The sequence below is a fragment of the Staphylococcus sp. GDY8P198P genome (assembly GCF_017891615.1).
GTDB lineage: Bacteria > Bacillota > Bacilli > Staphylococcales > Staphylococcaceae > Staphylococcus > Staphylococcus cohnii.
The window spans coordinates 99,903-111,907 of sequence record NZ_JAESJQ010000016.1 but is presented as its reverse complement, the minus strand read 5'-3'; the positions used below and the strand labels follow the sequence as shown (position 1 = coordinate 111,907).

Genomic DNA, 12,005 nt, shown 5'->3' with positions numbered 1-12,005 from the left:
ATACTGTTACGGGATCATGTATGATATGATGTTAAAGTTATTATTAATCTCGATACAGTATTTCATATTTAAATATGAAAACTTGATTCTATGGGACAAAATGATAGTCATAATTAAATGACTATGATATAGAGTTTAAAGTTTATAAGTGTATTAGAAAATGATTATATTTGGCTCTCGAAATCTGTTTTCTTGAGCCATTTTCTAATTGAAAGTGAGGTGAACGTGTTGGAGCAGTTTTATCAATTAGGATGGACACTTGATTCAGCAGGTGGTGCATCTGGAGAAGCATATATGGCTGAACAAGATGGGCAGAAATTGTTTTTAAAACGAAATTCAAACCCATTTATTGCAGCCTTGTCTGCTGAAGGTATTGTACCTAAGCTTGTATGGACGAAACGAATAGAGACTGGGGAAGTCGTAACAGCGCAACATTGGAAAAATGGCAGAGAGCTAACTTTCGATGAGATGTATGAACAACGAGTGGCTAATTTATTGAAAAAAATACATAGTTCAAAAACACTTTTGAATATGTTGAAACGTATGGAAATGTATCCTATTACGCCTGATATTTTGTTAAATAAAATAAATGCCTCATTATCTAGAGAAGTGTTAACGCATCATGTAGTGCGAAAAGCATTAACTTATTTAGAAGATCATATGCCAAGTCTTGACCCTAGATTTTTTACAGTTGTCCATGGAGATGTCAATCACAATAATTGGTTGTTGTCTGACCACGATGAATTATTTTTAGTGGATTGGGAAGGTGCAATGATTGCAGATCCAGCAATTGATTTAGGCATGCTGCTATACAATTACGTTCCTGAAAATAAATGGCCTCAGTGGTTAAATGATTACGGTACGAAAGATTCTATAGACTTGCAAAAGAGAATGAAGTGGTATACTGCTGTCCAGTCTATTGGAATGGTACAGTGGTATGAAGAACAAAAGCGCTATAAAGATATGAATATGTGGCTGAAGTTCTTAAATGAAGTAATGAATAATAATGCATTTATATAAGGAGTTATCAAGAAAATGAGAATGCGTTACAAGCCATGGGCTGAAGATTATTTAAAATCGCATCCTGATATTGTAGACACGGATGGCAGTCATGCGGGACATATTAGTGAATGGTTTGATAAAGATCAACCAATTTATATTGAAATTGGTTCTGGCATGGGACAATTTATAACAACACTTGCTGCACAAAGACCTGAAATTAATTTTATATCTATGGAACGTGAAAAAAATGTTATGGTCAAAGTGTTAGATAAAGTGAGAGAGCAAAATCTAACAAATATTAAATTGATATGTAATGATGCGATAGAACTCAATGAATACTTTAAAGATGGAGAAATTTCACGTATTTATTTAAATTTTTCTGACCCTTGGCCGAAAAAAAGACATACTAAGCGTAGATTAACGTATCACACGTTTTTATCCTTGTATAAACAAGTGTTAAAAACAGATGGAGAAATTCATTTTAAAACAGATAATAGAGGATTATTTGCTTATAGCTTAGAAAGTATGTCCCAATTTGGTATGTATTTTACAAAAATAAATTTAAATTTACATCAAGAAGAAAAAGAGAATAATATTGAAACAGAATATGAGCGAAAGTTTTCTGACAGAGGTTCAAGAATTTATAGAATGGAAGCCAAATTCCATAATAATTAAATATTTGTTATGACTCAGTTATAACGCTCATGTTCAAAATAAAGGGCTAATCCATAAGAAAGACGGATTAGTCCTTTTTTATATTAACGATCTTGTGATTTTGACCGTACGTGCTTGCCTGGGGATATGGCTCGAGCCTGTAGTCTCTCACACATACGAATGCATGAACGTCAATATGTTACAAAATCGCAATGAAATGACCATAGCAGGAGGACTAACAAATTTCGTTATTTTACGTGTAACAAGTATTATATTACTATATTAAGTGATTAGTAATTAAATTAAGAAATGGGGATTGGTTATGAAATTAGGAAATTTCAAGATACATTACCTTAATGGTGGTATTACGAACATTGATGGGGGAGCGATGTTTGGTGTAGTACCCAAAGTTTTATGGACAAAAAAGTATGAACTGAGTGAGGACAATCGGATTCCATTACCCACACATCCAATATTAATACAAACGGAAGAATTTAACTTCATCATTGATACTGGTATAGGTAATCAAAAGCTTACGGAAAAAGAGCGTAAAATATTTGGTGTGCATTATGAAAGTAACATAGAAGAAGAGTTAAAATTATTTAATTTGACGACGAATGATATTGATTATGTACTAATGTCACATCTACATTTTGACCATGCGTCAGGATTAACTGATAGTGAAGGACGTGCGGTTTTTAAAAATGCGATTCATATTATTCAACAAGATGAATGGCATGAGTTTATTAGTCCTAATATACGTAGTAAATCAACGTATTGGCAGAAAAATAATGGTGATTTCTCCAATAATTTATTGTTATTTGAAAATGAAATTGAAATAGTCAAGGGGATTAATATGTACCATACTGGAGGTCATAGTTACGGTCATTCAATTATTACAATTGAAAGTGAAGGAGAAAAAGCAGTGCATATGGGAGATATTTTTCCCACAGTCGCTCACAAAAACCCGCTATGGGTTACTGCCTACGATGATTATCCAATGCAGTCAATAAGAGAAAAAGAACGCATGATACCTAGATTTATTTTAGAAAATTACTGGTTCTTATATTATCATGATGTGAATTACTTTGCTGTAAAATTTAACCAAAAAGAACTCTCTGAAATCGAACATTATATTACAAGAGAATAAAGTAAAAGGTTAAAGTTTTGAACATTTGAAATAGCACTATATCTTTAACAAGAAATACAATCTATGTCTTCTTGGCTTGAGCAGTGATATAGTTTATTTCTTTCAATGTAGTCGATAATCGTTGACTACATGATACAAACATGTTCATAACTTTAACCATTTATCATTTGCATTCAACGATGTTTATCACTTCACCGGTTTTAGCATTAGCATAAAAATCATAATAAGTGCGTTTGCCATTATGAAGGGTAGTGATACCACCTTGAAAGACTTCTAATTGATCGCCAGCATTTTGATACATTATCGTTTCGTTTAATATGTAAGAACCTACAACATTCATAAAATAAGTTTTTACATCTGAAATAATAGTTTCAGGATTACGATTTTGTAGTTGCTTTTGGCGAGTATAAAAATAAATTGATCCAACAATAGTTGTTATTAAGATTAAGCCGATGAAGAACCAACTTTTTTTATTCAACATATTACAATCTACCCCCAATAAATTCATATTTATAGTTTACCATAATGAAGATGATATAATAAATATTAAGGAGTGAAAGACATTGAGTATAGACAAAAGTAAAACATTATCAAGAATGAAAATATTAACAGAATTACATGGCGCGCCAGGATTTGAAGATGACGTTAAAGCATATTTGAAAGATGAGATGTCACCCTATGTAGATGACTTTGTTTATAATCGTATGGGTGGTTTTTATGGGGTTAAACGATCTAAATCTAAAGATCCTAAAAGAATAATGGTTGCCGCTCATATGGATGAAGTAGGTTTTTTAATAACGAACATCACAGATAATGGGCTTTTACAATTCACTAATTTAGGTGGAGTAGCAACTGATATTTGGCAAGGCCAAAGGTTAAAGGTAAAATCAAGAAACAACGAAGAAATTGTCGGGGTCGTTGCAAATATACCGAAACATTTTAGAACAGGTAACGAAGGCGCACCAAAAATTGAAGACTTATTATTAGATATAGGTTGTGAAAACGAACAAGATGTCATAAATCGAGGCATTCAAATAGGTGATACTATAGTTCCAGACACACCATTCACACAATTATCAGAGCATAGGTTTGCTAGTAAAGCGTGGGATAATCGCTATGGTTGTTTAATAGGCATAGAATTATTAGAATTATTAAAAGATGTAGAGTTAGATTTTGATTTATATGTCGGAGCAAATGTCCAAGAAGAGGTTGGTTTAAGAGGTGCAAAAGCCTCTGCTGAATTAATTGATCCAGATGTTGCTTTTATAGTAGATTGTTCACCAGCAAATGATATGAAAGGAAAGCAAAATCTTTCCGGTGAACTGGGAAAAGGGACTTTAATTCGTATAAAAGATGGAACAATGATACTAAAACCAACGTTTAGAGATTTTCTGTTAGATTTAGCAAACAAATTTAAAATTCCACATCAATATTATATGTCTCCAGGTGGTACAGATGGAGGAGAAATTCACAAAGCAAACATAGGTATACCAACCGCGGTTATTGGTGTTTGTGCACGCTATATTCACAGTACAAATGCAGTATTTGATTTTCGCGATTATGATGCTGCAAGAAGCTTAATATTACAATCAGTTAAAAATTTAGATAATGAAGTAATAAATACTTTACAGTATAAATAACGTTTTGGAGTGATTAGATGGAACAATTAGAAAATGAACAACAATTTTTAGAATTAAAAAAAGGACACACAGTATTTTTATTTACTGCTGATTGGTGTCCGGATTGTAAAGTAATTGAACCAGACCTACCACAATTTGAAGCGAAGTATACAAATTATAAATTCATATCAGTGGATAGAGATAAATTTATAGATATTTGTATTGAACATGGTATTATGGGCATTCCTAGTTTTTTAGTATTTAGTAATGGACAACAAATTGGAAGTTATATTGGCAAAGAACGTAAATCCATTGAACAGATAGATGAATTTTTAGCTTCTTTATAAAAATAAAGTAAATCAAATGTATTAATGTGTACGCTAAAAATATACCCTTAGAACTTACTTTTTTTCTGTTCCTAAGGGTATATTTATTGTAAACTGTATTAAGACACGTAAATAGGAGTGTTAACGATGAATGTCTTTCAAATGAGAGATAAATTAAAAGATAGATTGAAACATTTAGATGTTAAATTTAGTTTTAATCGTGATGAAGAAACGCTACGCGTATCTAGAAATGATAATGGCAAAGGTGTTACTGTCAAAATTTCTACAATTGTAGCGAAATATAAAGAACAAAAAGAAAACATTGTAGATGAAATTGTATATTATGTTGAAGAAGCGATTGAACAAATGAAAGGGGAGGCTTTATCTGAAGCAGAGAACATTGAGATAATGCCTGTACTGAGATCGCCTAGTTTTGATAAAAAAGATAAAGAAGGTAATTCATTTGTTATAGATAAACATACTGCAGAAACAAATATTTATTATGCAGTAGATTTAGGAAAATCTTATCGATTAATAGATGAACAAATGTTAGAAAAATTAAATCTTACTAAACAACAAGTGAAAGAAATGGCATTATTTAATGTCAGAAAACTTGAAAACAAATATAAAACTGATGAAGTTAAAGGTAATATTTTCTATTTTGTAAATTCAAATGATGGCTACGATGCAAGTAGAATTTTAAATAACACCTTTTTGAATGACATACAAGCTCAATGTGAAGGTGAAATGTTGGTAGCAGTACCACATCAAGATGTGTTAATTATTGCCGATATACGAAATAAAACAGGTTATGATGTCATGGCGCATTTAACGATGGAATTCTTCACGAAAGGTTTAGTTCCAATCACGTCATTATCATTAGCTTATGATAACGGACATTTTGAACCAATATTTATATTAGGTAAAAATAATAAGCAAAAAAGAAACCCAAATGTCATCCAAAGATTAGAAGCAACTAGAAAACAATATGAAAATAAAGATAAGAAATAAGGAGTTAAAAAAATGAATTTATTTTACAATAAAGAAGCTGTTGGAGATGTAGCTTTTTTACAAATTGAACCCACAACAGGTGAATTTACTTATGAAACAAAGAATGATGTAGTGGAAATTCGTCAAGATAATAAGGTTGTAGGTTTTAATATATTCAATGCATCAAAGGTCTCAAATATTACTGGAAAAGGTCATATAAAATTGGATGAAAATTTGATTCATGACTTACAACAAGCAATTAATAATGCTGGTTTCACATTTGAATTGAACGCAGATTTATCACCAAAATTTGTTGTCGGTTATGTTGAAACTAAAGAAAAACACCCAGATGCAGATAAATTAAGTGTTTTAAATGTAGATGTAGAAACAGAAAAGCTACAAATCGTTTGTGGAGCGCCGAATGTTGAAGCAGGACAAAAGGTCGTTGTAGCAAAAGTAGGAGCTGTGATGCCAAGTGGCATGGTTATTAAAGATGCAGCATTACGTGGTGTAGATTCAAGTGGAATGATTTGTTCTATGAAAGAATTAAATTTACCAAATGCTCCACAGGAAAAAGGTATTATGGTATTGTCTGATGAATACAAAGTTGGACAGGCATTTTTTGAAGAATAGAAGGAGGTAATGTCCGAATGAGCTGGTTCGACAAATTATTTGGAGAAGAAAATGATCCTAATAAAGATTATCTAAATAAAAGAAACCAACGACGCCAAAAGAATATGCAGCAAGAACATCAAGACACATTACTTCCTCAAAATAACGATGTTTATGAGAGACCCAAAGGGAAATTTAGATTTCCAATGCGTGTTTTAGAAGAAAATAGTGACACTGAGGACGCTAATAAAGAATCATCAGAAAATGAATTTAAAAATTCCAATCATAAGTCATCTAATCCTCATACTGAGAATCACCACTATAGAAGACGGAGACAAATGGCTGATGAAACAACTACAGATAAATTTGATCAACCATCTACAGAATCTTATCCATCATCACGTAGTAAAACAAATGCGTCATTAGATAATGAAGTTCGTAAAGAAAAGAAACAACACAAAGGAAAAAGAACAAGAATTCAAACAGATGTTTTAGGCGGTACTGGACACGGAAGTGGACATAGTACAAAAAAACATGAGCCTACTACACCTCAATATCATAAAAGTGAATTTAAAGCGAGCGAAGTTCCTTCAGCTATTTTTGGAACTAAAAAACCACATCCTTTAGAAAATGGTGTGATAAAACCTAATAATCGTTTTACAGATGATAATGAGAGTGAAATGCAAGGAGAACAAAAATTAAATTCTAACAATGACCAAAGCGTCACTGACGAATCAACGTTTGATCAATTTTCTCAAGTTGATAGCGAACAACCATCATCTAAAAAGAGCAAAGAACAAACGCAAAATAAATCTATGCAACAAGATCATGTATCACAATCAACAACTACACCTAAAAAGAACAATACAATCAATATAGAAAATATCTATGCGTCTCAAATTGTTGAAGAAATTCGTAGAGAACGTGAGCGTAAAGTGCTTCAAAAACGTCAGTTTAAGAAAGCATTGCAACAGAAGCGACAAGAAAATCAACAAAATGACGAAGATACAATTCAAAAAGCAATTGATGAAATGTATGCACAACAAGCAAAACAATATATTGGAGAAAGTTCATTAGACGGATCAGAAAATAATAATAGTGATACAGACTACGCAAAAAAATTGTCAGATAAAGATACAAATGGACAAAATGATGCTGATAACCAAAGTGATACGTCACAATACAAGTATCAAGAAATTAATTTAGATCATATAAGTGATGTACATAACATTGACAATAACCAATCAGATGTTGAGTCAGATGAAAGTGAGAATCAAACTGTCAATGTAGAAAATGAACCAAGTATTACAGAAACATCAACGAGTCAAGCTAATGACGAGTCAAATCTTTTTCAAGATAGTAATCATGTAGAAATAGATAATGTTCTGCAACACGACGATGAAAACTCAACAGAATCAATCGATAATACTGAAATTTCGGATGCAACTTATAGAGAAATTTCAGATGTTCAAAAAGATATGTCACAAAATACGCTTGATTCGACTCAACAAGCGCACAAAAATGAAGTAAAAACATCGAAAAATGAAAATGATTATTCTGTGGATGATACATCAATGTATACAAACTATCATTTTGAAAAAGAAGATGAGCAAAATGTAGATGACACTGATGATTTAAATCAAAATGCTTCACGATATCAAAAAGATTCATCGGTTAATACTGAAGCGGATAGAACTGGTGAAAATACATTTGTTAGTGACGCACAGATTTCAGAGAATAAAGATGATGAAACACAACAAGTTCATGATAAGCCAGCAGCTAAAGTTAATAGTGATGAACAAAGGAATCAACAACATAAAAATACAACTAGATTGAAAGGGAGCAAACCTTTCAATGTAGTGATGACACCATCTGACAAAAAACGAATGCTTGATGCTAAAAAAAATCTTAACAACACGAATACTTCTGTCAAATCTAATGAGGTTAAATTACAACAATCAGATGAAAATATAGATAAAACAACACAGACAAAAAAAGATGAATCAACTGCTTCTTATCATCAACAAATGCAAACCGAAAATAACGTGGAAGTATATGCTTCAGACGATAATAAGTCAAAAATTACGGATATGCATGCGCAATCTGAAACATTGACTGAGGATGTACAGTCCAGTAAAGGTCTGAAAGATGAAGGTATAGAAAACGAGCATGATGAAAAAACACAAAAACTTGAATCCAAACATATAGACAATCAATCAGTTAATGATACGACGTCTCAGAATTCAAATACTGTGAGTCAGCCAAGTCAAAATACGCCACCATATCAAGAAAGTAAAACGTCAATAAGAAAAGGTCCGAATATTAAACTTCCAAGTATTGATTTACTTGATGAACCTAAAGTGCATGAAATAGATAATCAATGGATTGAAGAAAAGAAACAAAAATTAAATGAAGCATTCTATTATTTCAATGTACCTGCGGAAGTTCAAACTGTTACGGAAGGACCAAGTGTGACTCGTTTTGAACTGTCTGTTGAAAAAGGTGTGAAAGTATCTAGAATCACTAACTTACAAGATGATATTAAAATGGCATTGGCAGCAAAAGATATACGTATTGAAGCACCTATTCCAGGCACGAGTCTAGTAGGTATTGAAGTGCCAAATCAGTCTTCCACACCTGTTAATTTACGTTCTATCATAGAAGATAATACATTTAAAAATGCTGAATCTAAATTAACAGTAGCTATGGGGCTTAGAATTAACAATGAGCCATTGGTTATGGATATAGCAAAAACACCTCATGCTTTAATTGCTGGTGCTACAGGCTCAGGTAAATCTGTATCTATTAACAGCATTTTAATGTCATTATTGTATAAAAATCATCCTGAAGAACTAAGGTTATTACTTATCGATCCTAAGATGGTTGAGTTGGCACCATATAATGGCTTGCCACATTTGGTATCTCCTGTTATTACTGATGTTAAAGCTGCTACACAAAGTTTAAAATGGGCAGTTGAAGAAATGGAACGTCGATATAAAGTATTTGCCAAATACCATGTTAGAAATATAACTGCTTTTAATAAAAAAGCAAATTATGAAGATAGAATGCCAAAAATTGTTATAGTAATAGATGAATTAGCTGATTTAATGATGATGGCACCACAAGAGGTTGAACAATCAATTGCACGAATTGCACAAAAAGCACGCGCATGTGGGATTCATATGTTAGTTGCAACACAAAGACCATCCGTAAACGTAATTACAGGATTAATCAAAGCGAATATACCAACACGTATTGCCTTTATGGTATCTTCAAGTGTAGATTCACGTACGATTTTAGATAGTGGTGGAGCAGAGCGCTTATTAGGTTATGGAGATATGCTCTACTTAGGAAGTGGAATGAACAAACCAATACGTGTACAAGGAACATTCGTTTCTGATGAAGAAATTGATGATGTAGTTGATTTTATTAAACAACAACGTGAACCTGATTATCTTTTTGAAGAAAAAGAATTGTTGAAAAAAGTAGAAAGTCATCCACAAGATGATTTATTCGACGACGTATGTCGATTTATGGTACAAGAAGGACATATTTCTACTTCACTGATACAAAGACATTTCCAAATCGGTTATAATCGCGCTGCGAGAATTGTAGACCAACTAGAACAGTTAGGTTATGTTTCGGAAGCAAACGGTTCGAAACCTAGAGATGTGTATATCACTGAGTCTGATTTGAATGATAATTAATATAGAGATAAAGGAGTGTTACAATGACACATTACCATTTTGTCGGCATTAAAGGTGCCGGTATGAGTTCATTAGCACAAATCATGCATGATCTTGGAAATGAAGTACAAGGATCAGATATAAAGAATTATGTTTTCACAGAAGTAGCATTAAAAAATAAAGGTATAAAAACCCTGCCCTTTGATGCAGATAATATAAAGAAAGATATGGTCATTGTTCAAGGTAATGCCTTTCCTGATACGCATGAAGAAGTAGTCCGCGCACATGAATTAAATTTAGAAGTTATTCGTTACCATGATTTTTTAGGTCATGTTATTAACCAATACACTTCTGTTGCTGTAACAGGTGCACATGGTAAAACATCTACAACTGGCTTACTATCACATGTTATGAACGGAGATAAAAAGACTTCTTTCTTAATTGGAGACGGTACAGGTTTAGGTATTCCGGCTAGTGATTACTTTGCTTTTGAAGCATGTGAATACCGTAGACATTTTTTAAGTTATCATCCGGATTATACAATTATGACAAATATTGATTTTGATCATCCAGATTATTTTAAAGATGTACATGATGTTTTTAATGCTTTTCAAGAAATGGCACATAACGTAAAAAAAGCAATTATAGCTTGGGGAGATGATCCATATCTTCGTGATTTAAAAGCAGATGTACCTATTTATTATTATGGATTTTCTAAAAATGATGATATATATGCAGATAATATTCAAATTAGTGAAAAAGGTACACAATTTGATGTTTATATTAATAATAAATTTTATGATACTTTCTTATCTCCACAATTTGGGGATCATAATATTTTAAATGGACTTGCAGTAATAGCAATAAGTTATTTAGAAGGATTAAACGTTGATAATATTAAAGAAGCGTTAGAAACATTTGGTGGTGTAAAACGTAGATTTAATGAAACTAAGGCGGGTAAACAAATATTAGTGGATGATTATGCTCACCATCCGAGAGAAATTAGTGCTACAATTGAGACAGCACGAAAAAAATATCCTAATAAAGAAGTTATAGCTGTTTTCCAACCACATACTTTCAGTAGAACACAGGCTTTTTTAGAAGAATTTGCTGAATGTTTGAATCTTGCTGATAAAACATTTTTATGTGAAATTTTTGGATCAATAAGAGAAAATAATGGTGAACTAACCATTCAAGACCTAGTTAATAGGGTGGATGGTTCCACGCTTATTGATGAGCATAGTGTAAATGCTTTAGAACAGTATAAAGATGCAGTTATCTTATTTATGGGTGCAGGCGATATACAAAAAATCCAACGTGCATATATGGAAAATATCGGTGTAACTACCTCATTTTAATATGTTTATGTTAAAATGATGTGGGTATTTATATTAAATAACAACATATGTTTTTTTAGGAGGCGTTTTAAATGGAATGGATTTTACCTATAGCTGGAATAATTGCAGCGATTGCTTTTTTAGTATTATGTATAGGAATCGTTGTTGTATTACTTTCAGTTAAGAAAAATTTAGATCACGTTGCTAAAACTCTTGATGGAGTTGAAGGACAAATTCAAGGGATTACACGTGAATCTACTGACTTACTTCATAAAGCGAATCGCTTAACTGAAGATATTCAAGATAAATCAGAACGTTTAAACTCTGTCGTTGATGCTGTGAAAGGTATCGGTGATTCAGTTCAAACATTAAATGGTTCTGTTGATCGAGTAACTAACTCAATCACGCACAATATTTCTCAAAATGAAGATAAAATTTCTCAAGTTGTACAATGGTCAAACGTTGCAATGGAAGTTGCTGACAAATGGCAAAACAGAAGAAATCGTAGAGAAAGTGCAAATTATAAAACAAGTAGCGTAGCAGACGATGCAAATCATAGCTATACTACACGTGTTGACCATTAATCATTTATATACTTAAAAAACAAATGCACTTAAATGAGGTATAAA

The 12,005-nt window shown here is 32.2% G+C and carries 11 protein-coding genes; 10 read left to right on the top strand and 1 reads right to left on the bottom strand.

Annotated elements, in window-relative coordinates; translation table 11 throughout:
- Positions 1-228 precede the first annotated feature (228 nt).
- The 3 genes from KA824_RS10820 (at position 229) to KA824_RS10810 (ending at position 2,806) form a co-directional block, all read left to right on the top strand.
- Positions 229-1,020, top strand: coding sequence for a phosphotransferase family protein (locus KA824_RS10820; protein ID WP_064208823.1), 792 nt, complete (start codon positions 229-231; stop codon positions 1,018-1,020).
- Between the two features lie 15 nt (positions 1,021-1,035).
- A complete protein-coding gene (trmB, locus tag KA824_RS10815; protein ID WP_107385164.1) occupies positions 1,036-1,677 on the top strand; it encodes a tRNA (guanosine(46)-N7)-methyltransferase TrmB in 642 nt (213 codons plus the stop codon).
- 301 nt (positions 1,678-1,978) lie between these two features.
- Complete coding sequence (locus KA824_RS10810; RefSeq protein ID WP_181187721.1) at positions 1,979-2,806, top strand: YtnP family quorum-quenching lactonase; 828 nt, start codon at positions 1,979-1,981, stop codon at positions 2,804-2,806.
- A 163-nt stretch (positions 2,807-2,969) separates the two neighbouring features.
- Here KA824_RS10810 and KA824_RS10805 read toward each other — a convergent pair whose 3' ends face one another.
- Positions 2,970-3,287: a hypothetical protein gene (locus KA824_RS10805; RefSeq protein ID WP_107385162.1), complete on the bottom strand. Its 318-nt coding sequence runs from the start codon at positions 3,285-3,287 to the stop codon at positions 2,970-2,972.
- A 115-nt stretch (positions 3,288-3,402) separates the two neighbouring features.
- Between KA824_RS10805 and KA824_RS10800 the strand changes: the two genes are divergently transcribed.
- The 7 genes from KA824_RS10800 (at position 3,403) to KA824_RS10770 (ending at position 11,960) form a co-directional block, all read left to right on the top strand.
- Positions 3,403-4,446 carry a M42 family metallopeptidase gene (locus KA824_RS10800; protein ID WP_394859703.1) on the top strand — a complete coding sequence of 348 codons (1,044 nt, stop codon included), beginning with the start codon at positions 3,403-3,405 and terminating at the stop codon, positions 4,444-4,446.
- Between the two features lie 17 nt (positions 4,447-4,463).
- Complete coding sequence (locus tag KA824_RS10795; RefSeq protein WP_181187722.1) at positions 4,464-4,772, top strand: thioredoxin family protein; 309 nt, start codon at positions 4,464-4,466, stop codon at positions 4,770-4,772.
- A 126-nt stretch (positions 4,773-4,898) separates the two neighbouring features.
- Positions 4,899-5,762, top strand: coding sequence for a DUF1444 domain-containing protein (locus KA824_RS10790; protein ID WP_107384407.1), 864 nt, complete (start codon positions 4,899-4,901; stop codon positions 5,760-5,762).
- Positions 5,763-5,774: 12 nt separating this feature from the next.
- A complete protein-coding gene (gene ytpR, locus KA824_RS10785) occupies positions 5,775-6,374 on the top strand; it encodes a YtpR family tRNA-binding protein (protein ID WP_107384406.1) in 600 nt (199 codons plus the stop codon).
- 17 nt (positions 6,375-6,391) lie between these two features.
- Positions 6,392-10,060 carry a DNA translocase FtsK gene (locus tag KA824_RS10780; protein WP_181187723.1) on the top strand — a complete coding sequence of 1,223 codons (3,669 nt, stop codon included), beginning with the start codon at positions 6,392-6,394 and terminating at the stop codon, positions 10,058-10,060.
- Between the two features lie 23 nt (positions 10,061-10,083).
- Positions 10,084-11,397, top strand: coding sequence for a UDP-N-acetylmuramate--L-alanine ligase (murC, locus tag KA824_RS10775; RefSeq protein ID WP_181187724.1), 1,314 nt, complete (start codon positions 10,084-10,086; stop codon positions 11,395-11,397).
- A 71-nt stretch (positions 11,398-11,468) separates the two neighbouring features.
- Positions 11,469-11,960, top strand: a complete 492-nt coding sequence (locus tag KA824_RS10770; RefSeq protein ID WP_107384403.1) for a DUF948 domain-containing protein — start codon at positions 11,469-11,471, stop codon at positions 11,958-11,960.
- Positions 11,961-12,005 lie beyond the last annotated feature (45 nt).

Coding starts and splice junctions, on each gene's coding strand:
- KA824_RS10800 (WP_394859703.1), top strand. CDS start 3,403: ATGAAAATATTAACAGAATTACATGGCGCGCCAGGATTTGAAGATGAC.
- trmB (WP_107385164.1), top strand. CDS start 1,036: ATGAGAATGCGTTACAAGCCATGGGCTGAAGATTATTTAAAATCGCAT.
- KA824_RS10795 (WP_181187722.1), top strand. CDS start 4,464: ATGGAACAATTAGAAAATGAACAACAATTTTTAGAATTAAAAAAAGGA.
- KA824_RS10790 (WP_107384407.1), top strand. CDS start 4,899: ATGAATGTCTTTCAAATGAGAGATAAATTAAAAGATAGATTGAAACAT.
- KA824_RS10805 (WP_107385162.1), bottom strand. CDS start 3,287: ATGTTGAATAAAAAAAGTTGGTTCTTCATCGGCTTAATCTTAATAACA.
- KA824_RS10780 (WP_181187723.1), top strand. CDS start 6,392: ATGAGCTGGTTCGACAAATTATTTGGAGAAGAAAATGATCCTAATAAA.
- murC (WP_181187724.1), top strand. CDS start 10,084: ATGACACATTACCATTTTGTCGGCATTAAAGGTGCCGGTATGAGTTCA.
- KA824_RS10770 (WP_107384403.1), top strand. CDS start 11,469: ATGGAATGGATTTTACCTATAGCTGGAATAATTGCAGCGATTGCTTTT.
- ytpR (WP_107384406.1), top strand. CDS start 5,775: ATGAATTTATTTTACAATAAAGAAGCTGTTGGAGATGTAGCTTTTTTA.
- KA824_RS10810 (WP_181187721.1), top strand. CDS start 1,979: ATGAAATTAGGAAATTTCAAGATACATTACCTTAATGGTGGTATTACG.